The 20,048-nt window shown below is 45.5% G+C and carries 18 protein-coding genes and 1 riboswitch; of the genes, 17 read left to right on the top strand and 1 reads right to left on the bottom strand.

The window, feature by feature from the left end; genetic code table 11:
- Positions 1-23: 23 nt before the first annotated feature.
- From A4V09_RS19810 to A4V09_RS19795, 4 genes are all read left to right on the top strand, one after another.
- On the top strand, positions 24-1,298 hold the full coding sequence (locus A4V09_RS19810; protein WP_171286640.1) for an ABC transporter substrate-binding protein: 1,275 nt from the start codon (positions 24-26) through the stop codon (positions 1,296-1,298).
- A gap of 126 nt (positions 1,299-1,424) precedes the next feature.
- Complete coding sequence (locus tag A4V09_RS19805; RefSeq protein WP_065543843.1) at positions 1,425-2,309, top strand: carbohydrate ABC transporter permease; 885 nt, start codon at positions 1,425-1,427, stop codon at positions 2,307-2,309.
- Complete coding sequence (locus A4V09_RS19800) at positions 2,309-3,136, top strand: carbohydrate ABC transporter permease (RefSeq protein WP_065543842.1); 828 nt, start codon at positions 2,309-2,311, stop codon at positions 3,134-3,136. Before A4V09_RS19805 ends, A4V09_RS19800 begins: the two co-directional genes overlap by 1 nt.
- 26 nt (positions 3,137-3,162) lie before the next feature.
- Entirely contained in the window at positions 3,163-3,996 is an 834-nt protein-coding gene (locus A4V09_RS19795; RefSeq protein WP_065544879.1) for a sugar phosphate isomerase/epimerase family protein, read from the top strand.
- A gap of 82 nt (positions 3,997-4,078) precedes the next feature.
- On the opposite strand, the gene A4V09_RS19790 is transcribed toward A4V09_RS19795, so the two are convergent.
- The gene (locus tag A4V09_RS19790) at positions 4,079-4,738 is read right to left on the bottom strand and encodes a YesL family protein (protein WP_065543841.1); all 660 of its coding nucleotides are present in this window, start codon (positions 4,736-4,738) and stop codon (positions 4,079-4,081) included.
- 440 nt (positions 4,739-5,178) lie between these two features.
- On the opposite strand from A4V09_RS19790, the gene A4V09_RS19785 reads away from it, so the two are divergent.
- From A4V09_RS19785 to srtB, 13 genes are all read left to right on the top strand, one after another.
- The gene (locus A4V09_RS19785) at positions 5,179-6,519 is read left to right on the top strand and encodes an ABC transporter substrate-binding protein (RefSeq protein ID WP_065543840.1); all 1,341 of its coding nucleotides are present in this window, start codon (positions 5,179-5,181) and stop codon (positions 6,517-6,519) included.
- Between the two features lie 114 nt (positions 6,520-6,633).
- Positions 6,634-7,512 (top strand): carbohydrate ABC transporter permease, encoded by an 879-nt coding sequence (locus tag A4V09_RS19780; RefSeq protein ID WP_065544878.1) that lies wholly within the window; start codon positions 6,634-6,636, stop codon positions 7,510-7,512.
- A 15-nt stretch (positions 7,513-7,527) separates the two neighbouring features.
- Positions 7,528-8,367 (top strand): carbohydrate ABC transporter permease, encoded by an 840-nt coding sequence (locus A4V09_RS19775; protein ID WP_065543839.1) that lies wholly within the window; start codon positions 7,528-7,530, stop codon positions 8,365-8,367.
- A 61-nt stretch (positions 8,368-8,428) separates the two neighbouring features.
- Positions 8,429-10,720, top strand: coding sequence for an alpha-galactosidase (locus tag A4V09_RS19770; RefSeq protein WP_065543838.1), 2,292 nt, complete (start codon positions 8,429-8,431; stop codon positions 10,718-10,720).
- Between the two features lie 135 nt (positions 10,721-10,855).
- Positions 10,856-11,767 carry an AraC family transcriptional regulator gene (locus A4V09_RS19765; RefSeq protein ID WP_065544877.1) on the top strand — a complete coding sequence of 304 codons (912 nt, stop codon included), beginning with the start codon at positions 10,856-10,858 and terminating at the stop codon, positions 11,765-11,767.
- A 297-nt stretch (positions 11,768-12,064) separates the two neighbouring features.
- Positions 12,065-12,154: riboswitch (cyclic di-GMP riboswitch) on the top strand.
- 403 nt (positions 12,155-12,557) lie between these two features.
- Positions 12,558-12,683: a hypothetical protein gene (locus tag A4V09_RS25800; protein ID WP_274537177.1), complete on the top strand. Its 126-nt coding sequence runs from the start codon at positions 12,558-12,560 to the stop codon at positions 12,681-12,683.
- 62 nt (positions 12,684-12,745) lie between these two features.
- Positions 12,746-14,716: a nucleoside-diphosphate sugar epimerase/dehydratase gene (locus A4V09_RS19750; protein WP_065543835.1), complete on the top strand. Its 1,971-nt coding sequence runs from the start codon at positions 12,746-12,748 to the stop codon at positions 14,714-14,716.
- Positions 14,717-14,723: 7 nt separating this feature from the next.
- Complete coding sequence (locus A4V09_RS25005; protein ID WP_162291122.1) at positions 14,724-15,680, top strand: polysaccharide deacetylase family protein; 957 nt, start codon at positions 14,724-14,726, stop codon at positions 15,678-15,680.
- 59 nt (positions 15,681-15,739) lie between these two features.
- On the top strand, positions 15,740-16,528 hold the full coding sequence (locus tag A4V09_RS19740) for a YveK family protein (protein WP_065543833.1): 789 nt from the start codon (positions 15,740-15,742) through the stop codon (positions 16,526-16,528).
- A complete protein-coding gene (locus tag A4V09_RS19735) occupies positions 16,488-17,216 on the top strand; it encodes a polysaccharide biosynthesis tyrosine autokinase (RefSeq protein ID WP_065543832.1) in 729 nt (242 codons plus the stop codon). The genes A4V09_RS19740 and A4V09_RS19735 overlap by 41 nt, the downstream gene beginning before the upstream one ends.
- A gap of 20 nt (positions 17,217-17,236) precedes the next feature.
- Positions 17,237-18,043 carry a hypothetical protein gene (locus A4V09_RS19730; protein WP_065543831.1) on the top strand — a complete coding sequence of 269 codons (807 nt, stop codon included), beginning with the start codon at positions 17,237-17,239 and terminating at the stop codon, positions 18,041-18,043.
- Between the two features lie 216 nt (positions 18,044-18,259).
- A complete protein-coding gene (locus A4V09_RS19725) occupies positions 18,260-19,192 on the top strand; it encodes an LCP family protein (RefSeq protein ID WP_157766985.1) in 933 nt (310 codons plus the stop codon).
- Positions 19,193-19,996, top strand: coding sequence for a class B sortase (srtB, locus tag A4V09_RS19720; RefSeq protein WP_084043688.1), 804 nt, complete (start codon positions 19,193-19,195; stop codon positions 19,994-19,996). It abuts the gene before it with no gap.
- Positions 19,997-20,048: the final 52 nt, after the last annotated feature.

Below are 20,048 nucleotides of genomic sequence, written 5' to 3'. Positions count from 1 at the left end.
ATATATTTCAAGGAGGAAAAATTATGATGAAGAAAACACTGGCGGTTCTGATGACAGCGGCATTGGCAGCATCCTGCCTGACAGCCTGCGGCGGCTCAGATGAGGCTAAGAGCCAGGCGAAAAAGGACAGCAAAGACAGCAGCGGGGAGATTACCCTGAAGGTATTCGATGCCCATGCTTACGGCCTGGATGAGTATGCGGAGATGGCCAAAAAGTTCGAGGAATCACACCCTGGCGTTAAGATTGAAGTACAGCACGCTGCCAATGACAGCAACACACTTCTTCAGTCACGTATTAACTCAGGGGATATCCCGGATGTGTTTGACGTGGAGTCCGGAACATCAGCACAGAAATATTATGAATACGCTTATGACTGGACGGATGACAAGGAAGTCCTGGATAAATTTAATGAGGCGGCTTTGGAGACAGGAAGAGACGCTGACGGAAAAATCATGTCCCTGCCCTGGACTTATGAAAATATGGGAATGATCTACAACAAAGATTTGTTTGAAAAAGCAGGGATCACAGAACTTCCGAAAACCATGGATGAGCTGGAAGCAGCCTGCGAGAAGTTAGATGCAGCAGGCATCACCGCATTTGCACTTGCGGCAAAAGAAACATGGGTGCTGCAGCAGTTGTCCACACATTACATGATGGACAAATCCCTGGACGCTAAGGGTGTTGTAGAGAAACTGAACAGCGGAGATATGAAATTCAAAGATCTGAAAAATTTCCAGAACGTATTCCGTCTTCTGGACCTGGCTGTAAAATACGGACCGGACAAGCCTCTTGAGGTTGACTGGGAGACAAGTGAGAACATGCTTGCAAATGGCGAGGCAGCCATTATCCATATGGGTGACTGGTGCCAGTCCACACTGGATTCCTTCAATCCGGACGCGAACCTGGGATTCCTTCCCTGCCCGGTAAGTGATAACGCAGAGGATGTCACATTGCTGTCCTCCTGTAACTGGACATACCTTGTAAACAAAGATTCCGAAAACCTTGATCTGGCAAAAGAATATCTGGAATACATCCTCACATCTGAGGAGGGCCAGAAATGGATGTGTGACGGTGTCGGCGCTGTTCCCGGTGCAAAGACAGATATGGATGTAAAGGGCGCCCTTGCTAACGATGCATCCACATATGTGGAAGAAGGCAAGACAAACGGATGGATCCATACTATCGAGCCAAACGGATACGGCGACATTGTGGGACCGGCACTGCAGGCTTATATGACAGGTGATATGACTGCGGAACAGGTAACTGAAGAATTCCAGAACGGATGGGTTGTACAGTAAAGCTGGAAACTGCGGCGGGGTAACGATGACCGGACGGGGCTGTTGCGGCTGCAACGGCCCCGTTTTTTAAGACGGGCGGACAGTGCGGTCTGCTGTTTCGGAAAGGGGAAATTTGGAGGCGTGAAAGTGAAAGGCAAAGGAAAAACAAAAGATTTATTGATATTTGCATTGTTTGTGTTTCCGGCAGTGGCGTTTGTTCTTTTTTCCACAGATGTGCCGTTTCTGATGAATCTGTATTATTCTGTGTTTGACTGGAATGGAATCAGTAAGGATATGGAGTTTGTGGGACTTCAGAACTTTGTAAATATATTTACCAACGATGCGCTGTTTTGGAAGAGTACTGCGTTTACACTGAAATTCTCAGTGTTCTATGTTGTGATCGTAAACGTGCTCTCTCTTACGGTGGCGCTGGTCATGGCGAAAGAGAAGAAGAGTTCAAGTGTAGGACGTGCGTTTTATTATATCCCGTACATCATCAGTTTGACTGCGATCAGCTTGATCTGGAAATTTATTCTGGGTCCGGGATTTGAGGCGCTGTATCAGGTGACAGGATGGGAGATGTTTAACTGGAGCTGGCTTGGTACGGCTAAACTGGCATTCTTTGTTGTGGTGATCATGACGGTGTGGCAGAATCTTGGATTTTATATGGTGAATTACATAGCGGGTATTATTGCGGTGCCGAAAGAATTGATCGAAGCCGCGAAAATAGACGGTGCCAATAAGTTCCAGGTTCTAAGAAAAGTGACAGTGCCTCTGATCATGCCGGCGGTTTCCATCTGTATGCTTACATCTCTGACGTTTGCGTTCAAGTTGTTTGATGTGATCATGGTATTTACCAAGGGTGGTCCGGCGAACTCCACGATATCTGTGGCGTACAATATTTATAAAGAGGCGTTTGTCAACAACCGGTATGGAATGGCAACCGCGAAATCCCTTGTATTTGTAATGTTTGTTCTGATCGTAACAGTAATACAGCTTAAAGTGACCAAGAGTAAGGAGGTAGAGGCATAATGAAAAAAGCGGGAAAAATAAGCGTTCTTTCCATTATTGTGTTCATATGTTCCGTGTTCTGGCTGATGCCCCTGCTTCTGATATTTATTAACTCGTTTAAACCGTATAATGATATGCTGCAGGAATTCCTGGCCCTTCCTAAGAGCTGGAGTCTGAATATGTATATTGAGACATGGACTAAGTTTGACTTTCCGCTGCTGATCGGAAATACGCTGCTATATACCATATGTACAGTGCTGATCATTGCGCTGCTGGCACCTATGGCTGCGTATAAGCTGGCCAGGACAAAAGGGAAACTGTCAGGCGTGTGCTTTGTGCTGATCATTATCCCTATGATGGTGCCGTTCCAGTCCTACATGATCACGCTGACGAGACTGGTTGCAAATCTTGGAATGACAGGAAGTAAGATTGGCTATATACTGGTGAGTACAGGACTCTGTATGCCCCTGGCTGTTTACATGATCCACGGATTTGTAAAAAATGTACCTATTGAGCTGGAAGAGTGCGCCTGTATTGACGGTGCCAGCAAGGTCAGAACGTACTTTAACATTGTGCTGCCGCTGCTGAAGCCTATCCTGACCACGGTTGTGGTTCTGGATACCCTGGCTACCTGGAATGATATCATTACCAACCAGTTGATCGTAGGCGGAAATGCCAAGGCGATGAACATACAGAACGCCCTTTATATGCAGTTCTCCGCACAGACGGCCGACTGGGAACATGCTCTGCCCGGTATTGTGATGTCCATGATCCCCAGTTTGATCTTCTTCGTGATCATGCAGAAACACATTGTAGGCGGAATTACAGCGGGTGCAGTGAAAGGTTGAGAAAAGAAAAAGAGAGGTATTTATTTATGAGAGTAGGAGTTTTGATCGAAATTTTCCGGGATACGGATGTGGATGCCAAATTCGCGGAGCTGCGTTCCATGGGAATGGAGAGCTGCCAGCTTGTTTGCTGGGATAAAGAGATCATGAACCAGGAGACTGCAGATCAGGTCAATGCGGCTGCCAAACACCATGATGTGGATATCACGGCATTCTGGTGCGGGTGGGAAGGTCCAAGAGTATGGGATTTCTATGACGGCCAGCTTACCCTGGGACTTGTGCCCGAGGCGTTTCGTTTCGAGCGGGTGAAAATGCTGCAGAAGGGCGTTGCATTCGCTGCTATGATCCATGTTAAGGATGTGGCTACACACGTGGGATATATGCCTGAAAATCCCTATGACCCAAACTATGCGGGAGTTCTTGCGTGTCTGAAAGAGCTGGTGAAACAGTGCAGGGAGAATGGACAGAACTTTCTGTTTGAGACAGGACAGGAGACGCCGGTTACTTTAAAAAGGGCTATCCAGGATATAGAAAAAGAACTGGGAAAAGGAAATGTGGGTATTAATCTGGACCCTGCAAACCTGGTAATGTACGGAAAGGCAAATCCCGTGGATGCGCTGGAAGTGTTCGGTGAGTACGTCATGGGGATCCACGGCAAGGACGGAAAATATCCTACAGACGGCCATATGCTGGGGGATGAAGTGCCTCTGGGACAGGGAAAGGTAAATTACCCTGCCTTTGTGGCAAAACTGAAAGAAATCGGATATGCCGGGGACATCACCATCGAGCGTGAGATTTCCGGGGAAGAGCAAAAGAAAGATATTGTTATGGCAAAAGCAGTTTTGGATGAACTGCTGAAATGAGAAAGAAGGCACCGCCTGTGCAGGGAGCGCTGTTCGTTAAATACGGATCGGGCTGCTGCAGAGGGCGGTGTCTTTTTTGTGTCTATTTCTGCTCCTCTTTTTGAGGATCCTTTTCTTTTTCAAGGTAAGGCCGGAAAATCCGGTACAGCAGGAAAGAGTCAATATAGGCCGTCAGCGCGAAGCCGAAGAAAAACCAGCAGGACGCATAAAGCGGCATCAGCTCCAAATCCTGATAAGTCATAAACATAGGCAGAATTGTGATAACAGCCATAGCAAGCGTGGAAGGAAAATGCATGAAGGCAAAAAGAACGGAATTTTTCAGCAGGTTCCTGGTGGTGTTGGCAAAAGCGGCGATCACAGGAAATATATAGAGTGCTGTTATGACCCAAAGCCCCATAAGCGCTCCTGACATGTAGAATAAGATCTTACCATATGAGGACTGTCCCTGTGCCTGGATCAGAAAGCGAAGGTTCAGAAACAATATGACACCCACCAGCAAAATACCCAGCCACACAACAAGGGACTGGAGAAAGTTCTGCTTAAACGCGCGGAAAAATGTTTTGGCTGTACTGCTGTCATTTCCTTTTACCATGCGCAGGGTGCAGTGGTATAGTGCTGTGAGCGCCGGTCCTATGGTGACAATGGGGATGCAGCAGACAATGAACAGAAGATTAGCTGCTACCAGATCGCCGATCCTGCTGAGAAAAATGTGAACTACATTGTCTTCGTTTAAAAGATTCATAATTCCCGCCCTTTCTGAAATGAAGAATTTTGATGTTTATCTAAGGGCTATTCTAGCATTAAATGGTGAAGAATGCAATTGGGGTATGTAATTTTGCGCAAAACAATAGAAAAAACAGGAAAAATGTAAAAAATATGGAATAATGTAACCTCATTTAGATTTAATGTGGTGTTAATATGTGAGAATGAACCCGTCATTGTGACGAAAACAACCAAAAGTATATGGAAAACAAAGCTTGAACCTGAAGTAAACTGTAAGGAAAAGCCCATGAAATCAATGAAAAGTGTAAAAACCGCACAAACATATAACATTATGACATATTATAAAAACATATATCCATTTAACATTATTCCATGTGCAATTATAATAAGGTTATCACTCAGAGATACAGTAAAAACTGTTAATCTGACGAAAGCTTTAATGCAAAAGGAGGAGCAAGTATGAAATTCAGAAAGGTAGCAGCATTATCACTGGCAAGCGTTATGGCACTGTCACTGACAGCATGTGGAGGTAACAGCGGCGGAGACACAAAAGAGTCTGGTGACAGCGGCACCAAGACAGAGAGCGAAGGAGACAAAACCGAAGGTGAAGAAAGCAAAGGCTCCAGCGACGCAGAACTTTCTGTATCTATCTGGGATCCCTACCAGGAACCCGGAATCAAAGAGATCCTGGCAGGCTTCACAGAGCAGACCGGAATCAAGACAAAACTCTCCGTTGTAAAATGGGACGAGTACTGGACCATGTTAGAGGCAGGCGCGCAGGGCGGTTCCCTTCCGGATGTATTCTGGATGCACTCTAACGAGAGCCAGAGATATATGTCCAATGACATGCTTCTTGATCTGACAGACAAGATTGCAGCCAGCGATAAGATCGACCCGGAAAACTACCCGTCAGATATCTGGGGCCTGTATACATATGAAGATAAATGTTATGCAGTTCCTAAGGATGTAGATACTATTGCGCTTTGGTATAACAAAACAATGTTTGACGAGGCAGGCCTTGAATATCCTACAGCAGACTGGACTTGGGATGACGTGACAGAGGCAGCTAAGAAGCTGACAAAAGAAGACGGAAGCCAGTACGGTATGGCACTTAGAAACGACAACAACCAGGCCGGTTATTACAACATGATCTATGATAACGGCGGAACAGTGATCAGCGATGACAAGAAAAAATCCGGATGGGATGATCCTAAGACCATCGAAGCAATGCAGATGTTAGAAGGATGGATCAAAGACGGCGTTATGCCTTCCATCGAGACTATGTCTGAGAATGGTGAGGACGTACTGTTCCAGTCCGGCAAAGTAGCTATGGTATTCCAGGGTTCCTGGATGCTGGCAGCATACCGCGACAATGAGTACACAGCAGAAAACTGTGACGTTGTAGAACTTCCGAAGAATGCAGAAACAGGTAGAAGAGCTTCTATTTATAATGGTCTTGGATGGGCAGCAGCAGCAAACGGCGGGCATACAGACGAAGCTTGGCAGCTGATCGAATACCTGGGCTCCAAAGAAGCACAGGAAAAACAGGCTGAACTTGGTGTTACAATGTCCGCATACACAGGTACATCTGATGCATGGGCAAAATCTGCTGACTTTAATCTGGAAGCATACCTGAACATGATGGATGACATGGTGATCAGACCTTACTCCAAGACAACAGTTACCTGGGAAAATGAAGACAATGAAATCTTAAAGAGTGTATATACCGGTGAAATGTCCATGGAAGATGCCTGCAAGAAGATGGCAGAGCAGATGAATGAGAAATTAGCCGAAGAGTGATCGAAAAGAAGCTGAATTGACCGAGGATTAAATTGCAGGCAGGTTCGTAAGAATCTGCCTGTATTTGGAAAAGGAGTGAGTGGCGTGGCTAGTAATGGGAATGCAAAGAAACAAATGAAAACCAGCAGGGAACGCAGCGAGTTTTTGTGGGGCTGGCTGTTTATCCTTCCAACTGTGATTGGACTGGTTATTTTAAATATCATCCCGATTTTCCAGACTCTGTACCAGAGTTTCTTTAAGACAGGGGATTTCGGAAAAGGAAATATCTTTGTTGGAGTAGAAAATTATATTAAAGTTTTCGGAGACCATGAAGTTTGGCAGTCTCTGATCAACACATTCAAATATGCGGTCGTAGAGGTTCCGTTCTCTATTGTGATCGCTCTTGTTCTGGCAGTTCTGCTTAACAGAAAAATGAAGGGCCGCGGTATTTACCGTACTATTATCTTCCTCCCCATGGTTGCAGCACCGGCGGCAGTTGCCATGGTTTGGAGATGGCTGTTTAACTCAGATTTCGGTCTGATCAACAATGTGTTCCATACAAGTGTTAAATGGGTATCAGATCCCAAGATCGCAGTATTTTCTATTGCTGTTATCGGTGTATGGTCCATTATAGGTTATAACATGGTGTTATTTATATCCGGCCTGCAGGAGATTCCCCACGACTATTATGAAGCGGCGGAGATTGACGGTGCTACGGGTGTTAAGAGCTTCTTCCATATAACAGTACCCCTGTTATCCCCAACTATTTTCTTTGTTCTTGTAACACGTGTCATCGGTTCCCTTCAAGTATTCGATTTAATGTATATGGTAATGGATAAATCCAACCCGGCACTGGAGAAGACACAGTCCCTGGTATACCTGTTCTACAAATACGCGTTCATCAACAAGAATATGGGTTACGGTGCAACTATTGTTATCCTGCTTCTGATCATCACCATGATCATCACGGTGTTCCAGATGATAGGACAGAAAAAATGGGTGTTCTACAACTAGAAAGGGGGGTGCAGAATGGATAGTATGGAAAGAAAAAGTAAAATTATTAACATAATTATTCACGTGATCTTGATTCTGGTATCTATCACCATGTTGATACCTTTCCTGTGGATGATTCTCACAGCGTTTAAGTCAGTGACAGAGGCAACTTCTGTCAACCCGTTTGTTATCTTCCCCAAGGTATGGAGAACAGAAGCATTTACCTCCGTTATGGAGAACATGAACTTCCTTATTCTGTATAAAAATACATTGCTGCTGATTTTATTCCGTGTGATCTGCGCGGTACTTACAGCTACCATGGCAGGCTATGCCTTTGGGCGTCTGCATTTTAAAGGAAGAGATTTCTGTTTTTCCCTGGTACTTCTGCAGATGATGGTACCGGTTCAGATTTTCATTATTCCCCAGTACCTAATGGTAAGTAAAATGGGAATGCTGAATACCATTTTTGCACTGGTATTTCCAGGTATTGTTACCGCATTCGGTACCTTCCTGCTCCGTCAGGGTTATATGGGACTCCCCAATGACCTGGAAGAGGCTGCGAGACTGGATGGATGTAATATCGGACAGACTTTCCTCTTTATTATGGCGCCGCTTACCCGGTCCAGTATGGTTGCCCTGGGAATCTTTACAGCAGTGTTTGCGTTCAAAGACCTGATGTGGCCTATGATCGTCAACACAGATAAGGAGATGCTGGTTCTGTCTTCCGCACTTGCAAAAATGCAGGGACAGTATGTAGCTAAATTCCCGGAACTGATGGCAGCTTCCCTGATTGCCTGTATTCCGATGATCGTCCTCTACATGATCTTCCAGAAACAGTTCATTGAAGGTATCGCAACCAGCGGTGGTAAACTTTAAGAAATTTAAGGCCGGCGTAATAAGGAGTTATTGCGCCGGCCTTTTTTAAAAGGAGAGAAGTATGGCAGTTATATTTCATGAAAAGACAAAAGAATTTCATATTTTTAACAGAGAAGTAAGTTATCTCATGCGTATCATGGAAAACGGACAGCTTGAGAACCTGTATTACGGAAAGGTGATCCGCGATAAGGAGGATTTTGGTTATCTCCATGAGGAAGCCATGCGTTCCCAGATGTCAGTGTGTATCCCGGAGCCGGGTATATTGTCCATGCAGTATACAAGGCAGGAATATCCTGTGTACGGAACCGGTGACTACAGAAGCCCTGCACTTACCGTTCTGCAGGAAAATGGCAGCAGGCTGGTTGACTTTTCCTATGTTTCCCATGAGATTTATAAGGGAAAGAAAGGGATCCCCCCTCTTCCCTCCACTTATGCTGAGTCCGAGGATGAGGCGGAGACACTGGAGGTCACACTTCATGATCAAGTAACAGATACAGACCTGGTGCTCACGTATACCATTTATGAGGACTACCCTGTGATCACCCGGAATGCCCGTTTTGAGCAGAAGGGGGAGCAGAAGATCGTTCTGGAGCGCGCCATGAGTGCCAGCGTGGAATTTCTGGATATGGATTATGAACTGGTGCAGCTTTCCGGTGCATGGTCCAGAGAACGTTATGTGAAGAACAGAAAGCTGGAAATGGGTATTCAGTCTGTGCATAGTCTGAACGGCACCTGCGGTGGTGCGGAGCACAACCCGTTCATTGCTTTGAAACGGCCTCAAACCACAGAGAACCAGGGGGAAGTCTATGGATTCAGCCTGGTGTACAGCGGCAATTTCCTGGCACAGGCTGAGGTTTCCACTTTTGATATGACAAGGGTTATGCTGGGCATCAACCCGGAGGATTTTTCCTGGGAACTGAACCAGGGTGAGAGCTTCCAGACGCCTGAGGTGGTCATGGTATACAGTGACCGGGGCCTGAACAAGATGAGCCAGGCATATCACAGGCTTTACAGGACACGTCTTATGAGGGTGACCTGGAGAGACAAGGCACGCCCTATCCTGCTCAATAACTGGGAGGCCACATATTTTGACTTTAATGAGGAAAAGATATTAAAGATAGCGGAGAAGGCAAAAGAGGCAGGCGTGGAACTGTTTGTTCTGGATGACGGATGGTTTGGCGCCAGGAATGATGACTACAGAGGACTTGGAGACTGGTATGTAAACCTTGAAAAACTGCCGGACGGCATTGCAGGCCTTTCCCGCAAGGTGGAAGCTTTGGGGCTGAAGTTCGGCCTCTGGGTGGAGCTGGAGATGGTGAACAAGGACAGTGACCTTTACCGGGCACATCCGGACTGGCTCATTGGCGCGCCGGACCGCTTTGAGTCCCATGCAAGGCATCAGCATGTACTTGACTTCTCCAGAAAAGAAGTGGTAGATTATATCTACAAAATGATAGCAAAGGTTCTCCGTGAATCTTCCATTTCCTATATCAAATGGGATATGAACCGTTATATGACAGAGCCTTACAGCAGAGGTGCAGATGCCTCCCAGCAGGGTAAGGTGATGCATAAGTATATTTTGGGTGTGTATGACCTGTACACGCGCCTGACAACGGAATTTCCAGAAATCCTGTTTGAATCCTGCGCCAGCGGCGGTGCCAGGTTTGACCCGGCTATGCTTTATTTTGCGCCGCAGACCTGGACCAGTGACGATACGGATGCCAGCGAGAGGACAAAGATCCAGTACGGCACCTCTTATGTATATCCGGTTGTCAGCATGGGGTCCCATGTATCAGCAGTGCCGAACCATCAGATGCACCGTATGACACCTATTGAGACCAGGGCAAACGTGGCGTATTTCGGAACCTTTGGCTATGAGCTGGACTTAAACCTTCTGTCTGAGGCGGAGCTGGAGAGTGTTAAAAAACAGATCGCGTTTATGAAGGAATACAGAGAACTGATCCAGGTGGACGGTGATTTCTACCGTCTGTTAAGTCCGTTTGAGGGCAATGAGACTGCCTGGATGGTAGTGGCGCAGGATAAATCCCGGGCTGTGGCTGCATTTTACCAGAGAATGAACAAGGTGAATGCGTCCTGGATCCGATTCAAACTGCAGGGTCTTGATGCGGGAACGCTGTATGAGGTGAGCTGCGACATGGCTCCTTCCGCGTCCTATGATGAGAGTCTTGCTAAGATATATGGTATACAGACAGAGGAAAATATGGTGAAAACCTACCGGGCATACGGTGATGAGCTGATGCAGGTGGGAATACCGATCGACAGGGAAGATTTGAATAAAAAGGGCGGAGATTTTGCATCCCTGCTCTACACCCTGAAAAAGGTAACTGACTAGAATTTTGCGGCGGGAATGTTCAGGGTAGTGTTCCCGGACATTTCCGCCGTTTTTTATCCACGGCTGCAGCAGGTGCGGGTAAGGAGATGTATCCTGCAGGCTGCCGTATGTGCATACAGAGGGAGGGGGATTACGTTGAAACACACTACCGGTTTTACCAGTTCGGCCAGATACAGATGCCTGGAGGATCTTCAGAGGGAAGCTGTGGAGTTATGTCTTATCTACTGCGGCTGGGAATACTGCGACCCGGGGCACCGGTTCGGGCCGAATAAGAGGACTTCTTATGTATTGCATATTGTGAGGGAAGGTAAGGGGACTCTGGAAATCTATAAAAAGAAGTATCATTTAAGTGCAGGGGACGCGTTTCTGATCCCCCCCAGTACGGAGGCATGGTATGAAGCTGATAAGGATGACCCGTGGTCTTATATGTGGGTTGGGTTTACGGGCTTGAAGGCAGAGGAGTGTGCGGGCAGCGCAGGGTTTTCTGTGAAAACACCTGTGCATAAGGTGGAGTGCATGGGGGTGCTGAATGAGTATGTGGATTCCATGCTGGAGGCACATCAGCTCTCCTACACGGATGAGCTTAGAAGAAACGGGCTTTTGATGCTGTTTTTCTCTGCGCTGATCGATGAGCACAGGAAAAATATACCCGGCTCCGGCAGCCCTCATCCGTATCCCGGTTCTGTTTATGTGAAACATGCAATGGAGTATATTTCCTTTAATTATAACCAGAAGATCAAGATCAATGAGCTGGCGGATTATATTGGCGTCAACCGGAGCTATCTGACAAGCAGCTTTAAGAAGGCCATAGGTTGTTCGCCTCAGGAGTATCTGGTGAATCTGCGTATGGAAAAGGCAAGGTCCCTGCTGAAAAACACAGATATGCAGATCAATGCCATTGCCAATTCCGTGGGCTATGTGGATCAGCTGGCTTTTTCCAAGATATTTAAACAGCATTACGGGATGAGTCCCAGGGCGTACAGGGAAGAGGAGGAGGAGCTGGTGATCAAGAATAAAAAAGGTGATTATGAGGGAATGCCCTTGTAAGAGAAAAAAAGATATCCGCGGGCAGAGATGCAGGCGGATAAGGCCTGGTAGTGTCCGGCTGTGCCGGAGGGAATATCCCGGACAGTTCTTTTGTGTCAGAGCTGTGCATGGGAGGGGGGAAGTCACTGTGATATCCGGTGGGGTGTGCATGATCTGGATCGCAAGCTGTGCCTCTTTCCGGATTTGCGTATGTGATAGAAATTTATAAGTTTAGTATATTTTGGTATTAGTCATAAGAGGATTGACAAATGAAGAAAAGAGGAGTAAAGTTATTATTAAGAAAAATTTAATAATTTTACTCGATAATAGTAAAACTGCTGAAAGGCAGCGACACAAAACTAAAGGGTCTAAGGTCTCAATCGCAGACTATGATAGCCAGTTGCCGTATTTTGTTTGTTATGACTATAAAAGTAACCTGATTTGATACGCTTCTGCCTACAGATTCTGTAGGCAGTTTTTATGTCAAAAACGGGGAATCGAGAAATATTTTTATTTTTGTATTGTTACTGGTTATAACGATCACGGCAATGGCGGGCATTTCAGTATCTCGAAAATTTCTGGTTTACAGCAATCCGACTACTTAATCCCAAAATTCAAAAATTTATAAGGAAGATAAGGCAAGGACATTTTTACCTTTATAATTTTGCATTTTGTCAGGGAGGGTAGAAGAGACAGCTGTGTGTTCATGTGTGCATCAGACAGGTGGATGGGCAGAAGTTATACGGGTTGGTCTGTAAATGTAGTGTGGTTCATGTCACAGAAAAAACAAAAGAAAAAGAGGTTGACATATATGGCACGATCAGTAAGTATTTTGGCAAATAAGCGCACAGACAGACATATTAGATTCTGTTCTTTTGTTGTACTTAAAAACGAGAAAGAGCATTATTCTGCGATCTATGAATGGATGGCCGGATAATGCTCTTTTTTAGTCTTAGACTTTAGACAGATAACAATGTTATGGGGGAAGCAGTTTGTGGTATGGAAAAGTTATTGGGAAAACAAAATAAATTGACACGGATCAGCATGTTGGTTTTCTATGATATGTTTGCTATCGGTATTGCTCAGTTTGCGGCTCTTTACATACGGTTCGAGTTCCGGATCTCTGAAATACCGGGGGAATATCTGCATGGTGCGGAGAGATACGTGGTCGTCAATATAGTGACGGCCATTGTGATATTTGCATATTTCCAATTGTATGAGAGCCTGTGGAAATATGCCAGTGTTTCGGAAATGTGCAGTGCGGTCCTGGCCTGTATGACCAGCGCGGCGGTGCAGTCCTTAGGTATGCTGATATTACATATTTCCATGCCTGTAAGTTATCACATATTATATTTATTCCTGCTGCTCACAGGAATTTTAGGAGGGCGTTTTGCTTACCGCTTTATAAGAATGCTGAGGATGACTAAAAGAGCAGGGGAACGGAAGCAGCCGGTGAGAGCCATGCTCATAGGCGCGGGTGAAGCCGGCAGAGCAATTGTAAAAGAAATGAAATACAGCGATCATCTGAACTATCAGCCCTGCTGTATTTTGGATGATGATACAAGTTTGGCGGGAAGAAGGATATATGGCGTTCCCATCGCGGGGCCCAGGGAAAATATCTGTGAGATGGTAAATAAGTATGATATCCAGGAAATCTTCATTACGATCCCGTCGCTGAACATGGAGGAAAAAAAGAAGATCATTGAACTGTGCAGGCAGACGTCTTGTAAGCTGAAGATTCTTCCCGGGACATACCAGTTGATCAATGAAGAAGTCAATATCAGCAAATTAAGGGATGTTCAGATTGAAGATTTACTGGGGAGAGATCCCATTAACGTGTGTCCGGATGAGATCCTTGGATATGTGCAGGATAAGGTGGTGCTGGTAACCGGAGGCGGCGGTTCCATAGGAAGTGAGCTGTGCAGACAGCTTGCAGGCCATGGAGTCAGACAGTTGATCATTTTTGATATGTATGAAAACAATGCGTATAGCATTCAACAGGAACTGAAGGGGGAATATCCGGATCTGGATCTGCAAGTGCTGATCGGCTCTGTGAGAAACACAAACAGGCTGGCAAGTGTTTTCTGTTCATACAGGCCGGATATTGTCTATCATGCGGCTGCCCATAAACATGTGCCCCTCATGGAAGACAGTCCCAATGAGGCGGTCAAAAACAATGTGATGGGTACCTATAAAACCGCTATGATGGCAGATAAGTACCGGGCTGAAAAGTTCATTCTCATCTCAACCGATAAGGCGGTGAACCCTACCAATATTATGGGGGCCAGCAAACGTCTCTGTGAAATGGTGATCCAGATGTTTGACCGGCAGAGCCGTACCGATTTTGTGGCTGTGCGGTTCGGGAACGTGCTCGGCAGCAACGGCAGTGTGATCCCTTTATTCAGGGAACAGATAAAAAAAGGCGGCCCGGTTACTGTTACCCATCCTGAGATCATACGGTATTTTATGACAATACCCGAAGCGGTGAGTCTGGTCCTGCAGGCAGGCGCCTATGCAAAGGGCGGGGAGATTTTTGTCCTGGATATGGGGGAACCGGTGAAAATACTGGATTTGGCTAAGAATTTGATCCGCCTTTCCGGGTATGAACCGGAGAGGGATATTAAGATCACATTTACGGGGCTGCGTCCGGGGGAAAAGCTTTATGAGGAGCTGCTCATGGAGGAAGAGGGAATCCGGAAGACAGCCAATGACCGGATATTTATCGGACATCCTATTTCCATGGATCATGAAAGGTTTGCAGAACTTTTGCACAGACTGGATGATGCGGCCTGGGGAGAAAATTCCAATATCAGGGAACTGGTGCATGAAGCTGTTCCGGAATATTGTTATGAAACTGATAAAAAGAAAGAAGAACATGATGAGAAGCAAAACAAAACCGATAATGAGAATTCTGTTGATCCTGGGCAGCGTAATATGTGCCGTCTTGTTTCTCCTGTTTATCAGAAATGAGGAGAAATTGACGGCGGAACGCCAGCAGCATGTAAATGAGCTGGCAAAGGAGCTGCAGCCGGTGAATGGTGAGCGTAAGAAGTGGCAGGATGACGATAAGGCATGGAAGGCTACACTTGAAAAGAAGACAAAAGGGGAATCCTGTATGCTGCTGGGGGTGGATAGTATGGGAAGGAACCTTTATGATACGGTGTTTACAATGATGGCACAGTATGGATTTAAGGCTACGTTTACTTTGAAAGACGGGCAGCTTCCCATAAGTCCTGATGTGGAGGAAGCATCCAGAGAATATATTGACACAGAACAGTTCCGGGAAATGTTGGACGCGGGCTGGGAGTATGGAATATCTGTAAGTGAGCGTGAAATTACCGGGGAGGATGCCGGGGAAGACGACTGGCTGACACGGCTGGATGAAGCGTTGGGACATTTACAGGAAGGGCGGATCGGAGTGCCTGGAGTTGTATTTGCTTCAGCGTCCCAGTATTCTGCGGATGCAGATGCGGAGCTTATAGGAAGGGGATTTAGGGAAGTCAGTATTCTGAATAAGGAGAAGGCTTCTGTCATCACCGGGGACGAAGAGGATTTTATACATATTAACAGTTGTTTTTTAAACCAGAATAACATGGATATAGAACAGACCATGGATAAAGCCGCAGCCAACAGGCAGTCCATGGCGGTGACCATCAACGAAGTGCTTCGTGTTTCCAAAGACGGGGATGAGGATGTCAGTCTGACAAAATTTACATCATTTTTTAATAAGTTAAAGGGCATGGAGGAGCAGGGGCTGTTTCAGATCATGACATATTCGGAATATTATGATTACCGGAAACAATTAGAACAGAACAAAATAAAACTGCTTGCAGACTACAAAGCGTTTAAACAGGAAATGCAGCAAAAGATGGCTGAACTGGATCAGCAGGAACAGGAAATCGTGAAAAGAACAATACCTGAAGGCTTTCACTGAATATCACTGCGAAACAGACAAGAAATCTTTACAGGGGAAAGCATATAGGAGAGAAATATATGGAACCGTTGAGGCAGAAGGAAGAAGGAAAAATAGAGTTAAGACATATGATCGGGGTATTGATGAGCCGCATCTGGATCATTATTTTTTCGGGAATGGTAGTGGGACTGCTTGCGCTGATATTTACCAAAGTGATGACAACCCCCACATACACTTCCAGCACCAAGATATATGTACTGAACAAAGATGACAAATCATCAGATGTGACAAGCGGAGATCTGGCTTTGAGCGCTACGCTTGCCAAAGACTACGCACAGCTGATCACAAGCCGTAATGTAACTGAGAGCGTGGTATCAGAATTAGGGTTGAATATGAATGGTGATGCCCTGGCAAGAAAAATAACTGTAGAGATGCCCGGGGATTCCAGGATCATAACCATAAGTGTTACGGACGTGGACCCTTATCTGGCAAGCAAGATCGTGACATCTGTCAGGGATACAGCAGCCATACATATTAAAGAAGTCATGAATTCCCAGGCGGTAAATGTGGTGGAGGAGGCTAATATACCGCAAAGCCAGACCACCTTTGCGTATAAAAGAAACGGGGGATTCGGTATTCTGGCCGGTATAGCCATTGCTGTGGGGATCATCCTGCTTGGGTATATGTTCAATGACACCATTAAATGTCCGGAAGATGTGGAGAAATACGTGGGGCTTAGTGTTCTGGGATCTATTCCGCTTACAGAAGACGACAAGAAGGCAGACAGGATAAGGAAATACAGAAAATCTACAGAAAGAAGGACAGGGAATGAGCACGATAAAGCTAAAGATGAAAAAACTGGATTATGAGACTAATGAGTCTTATAAGACACTCAGAACCAACCTGCAATTCTGCGGAGAGGATAAAAAAGTGATTGTTATGACAAGCTGCACGCCTAATGAGGGAAAAAGTACGGTGGCGACTTACCTTGCATCAGCCATGGCCCAGGCAGGGAAGAGGGTACTGCTTATAGATGGTGATCTTAGAAAATCCCTGTTTACAGGAAATTTTGAGATCACGGATGAGGTGAAGGGAATGGCCCATCTTCTGTCAGGGCAAGCGTCTTTGGAGGAGGTTATCTGCAATACAGACCAGGCTGGGCTGGATGTGGTATTTTCCGGGCCGGTACCGCCTAATCCCACAGAGCTGCTGGGGGATAAAGCGTTTAAAAATATGATAAAAAAGTGCAGGGAGATGTATGATTATGTATTCATTGACAGTCCTCCACTGGGCAGTGTTATTGACAGTGCCATCATTGCGGAGTCCTGTGACGGTTCCATTATTATCATAGAAGCTGAGGTCATCAGTTACCGTTTTGTGCAGGAGATCAAAGAACAGCTTGAGAAAAGTAACTGTCCTATTTTGGGTACGATCCTGAACAAGGTAGATGTAAGGGGGCAGAAATATTACAGCCGTTATTACGGAAAGAAATACGGCTACGGCAAATATTATAAATATGGCCACTATGGAAAAGAGGAAAGAGAAAGAAATCATTAACAGGAGAGGACAGCAGCCTGATGAGGAAAATAATAGTAACAATATTAGCCGTCCTGAGTGCTATTCTGGCATGTGCCTTTTTCTGGCTGAAAGGACAAGGTGACTACACCCCGCCTGTTATCTCCTTTCCCCATAATGAGATCACTTTTACTGAAGGGGAAGATAAGGATATCCTCTTAAAAGGGGTGACTGCCATAGATGAGACGGATGGGGATGTAAGTGACACGCTGGTTGTGGAATCGGTGATCCCCATGAGGGATGAACTCAGGGCAACCGTTATTTATTATGCAAAGGATAAAAGTAATAATGTAGGGAAGGCTACACGGACCATCAGTTATCTGACGGAGGAGACAAAGGAATGGGTTGAACTTCCCACAGAAGATCCGGAGGATGAGCCGGAACAGGACGGGAAAACAGAACCGGCGAGCAGTGAAGATGGAGCAGATACAAAGCCGGACAGTGCAGGCGGAGATGTGGAAGCCCGGAACACGGAAAATGCGCCGCAAAGTGCAGAGAATCCCCCCGCCGCAGAGGAAAACACAGAAGAGGAGAGCAATGAGGAGGAACTTCCGGAGGGGAGTCCACGAATCACTTTGAAGTCGGATCAAGTTGAAGTGGCACAGGGTAGTCATATTAATTTTCTCAATTATGTTGAGGATATAACGGATGATAAGGATGACAGATCCTGGCTGTGGCATCAGATATATATAACAGGGCTGAAGAGTTTAAACTTGGATGTTCCGGGGACATATGAATTGTATTACACGGTAACAGACAGCAATAGAAATGTTTCTAACCGGGCAGAGCTTACGGTTATCGTAAAATAAGCAAAGGGCAGAATAATGTTTTTTTACAATTACAGGGTAAAGCGCCGAAGAAGATATCACCGGCACAGAAGAGAGAACTTTCATAGGCATCATCATAAAACAGGGGAGAAAAAAGGCCTGAAAATATTTTCGATCATTTTAGGCGTTTTGATCTTAATACTCTTATCCGGAATATTTTTCTGCTTTTATATGAAGTCGGCAGGGGAAAACAGCCTGATGAAGAATTCAGAGGGAAAGCAGCCGGTTATTGAAGAAAAGGAAGCCTCCTCGGACAAGATCAGGGAAGAGGAGGCAGGGATTGTCAGCAGAAATGGGAAGAAGTACCGCTATAATGAGAAGATTATTAATATTCTCTGCATGGGAATTGACAGATCTTCTGACATGACTTTACAGACGGAGGTTTCCGGGGAAAGTGGTCAGGCCGATACAATTTTCCTGCTGGTATTAAACCCTGATAAAAAAAGTATGCAGTTGATCGGTATCTCCAGGGATACAATGACAGAGATGAAAACATATGATTACCATGGAAATTATATAGGGATGAGCAAGAATCACCTGGGGCTTGCCTTTGCTTTTGGGAATGAAACGCAGTCCGGCGGGGAACTGGTGTCAGATGCGGTATCTGCACTTTTTTATGGTATGCCGATTCACGGATATGCAGCCGTAAACCTAAATGCGATTGAGAAGATGAATAATTCTGTTGGCGGTGTGACCGTCACACTTCCCGAAGACTGTACACTGGCAGGCCGGGAATACCCAGAGGGAGCGGCAGTTACACTGACAGGGCAGGAAGCGGAGAGTTTTATCAGGTACAGGAATACAGAGCAGGAAGGAAGCAACAATCTGCGTATGGGTAGACAGAAACAGTACGCATTATCTTTTGTAAATACAGCAAAGAATGCTGTAAAACAGGATATTAAACTTCCGGTGACCTTGTATCAGCAGCTTATGGAGGATATGTCTACAAGCATAAAGATGGACGAAGCGGTTTACCTGGCGTCCTTGCTGCCGGAGATCAGTTTTGATGCAGAACAAATTATGATGCTGGAAGGCACTACAAAACAAGCAGATCCTTATGAAGAGTTTTATGTGGATGAGAATGCATTAAAGGATCTGATCATTGAAACCTTTTATACTGAGGTGGAATAATTGAAAGATGATAAAAACAGGCGGCTGTTCTGGAATATAACAGCGATTGTGGCTTTTTTTGCGGCTGCATTTTGTGTGTTTTTTCTATGGAAAGACATAAGACAAAGGCAGGATGCTGCCATGCGTTATGAACAGTTAAGGGAGGAGGATGTAATAGAGGGGGAAGAAGATGAGACAGACCCCCCGAAAGAGGTTAAACCGGATACAGCAGTGAAAAAAAGTTTGAATATTCCGGTGGATTTTAAGAAGTTGGAGAATGAAAATCCGGATATTTATGCATGGCTTCGTGTTCCGGGTACGGAGATTGATTATCCTGTAGTCCAAAGCAGGACAGACGATACATTTTATATGACACATGGAATTGACAGAACGGTAAATGCTGCAGGTGCTATATTCTCAGAGGGTCTAAATAAATTGGATTTTTCGGATGCGCATACAGTACTCTATGGCCATAATATGCGGGATGGATCCATGTTTGCCGGTCTTCACGCGTTTGAGGATAATACATTTTTTGAGGAACACAGGGAAATAGAAGTGTATACAGAAGATGCAGTGCGTACATATAAAATATTTGCGGCCTATGGTTATGATGACAGGCATTTGTTGAAAAGCTTTGACTGCAGAAACCAGGATGCTTACAGGTCCTATCTGGAGGAAATAAAAGAACAGAGGAGCATTGAGGCAAATATTGACACGGAAATGGAGATCACAACAGATGACCGAATATTGACATTGTCTACCTGCCATAGGGCGGGGGATAACAGCAGGTATTTGGTGCAGGCGGTTTTGACAGTGGAATGGTAGGAATAGAAAAAGGTTATGAATTGTTCAGCAGTAAAACTTTAAAAGCAGGAGG

The sequence above is a fragment of the Blautia pseudococcoides genome (genome assembly GCF_001689125.2).
Classification (GTDB): domain Bacteria; phylum Bacillota; class Clostridia; order Lachnospirales; family Lachnospiraceae; genus Blautia; species Blautia pseudococcoides.
The sequence above is the reverse complement of the archived record's forward strand: the minus strand, read 5'-3'. Positions and strand labels throughout refer to the sequence as shown.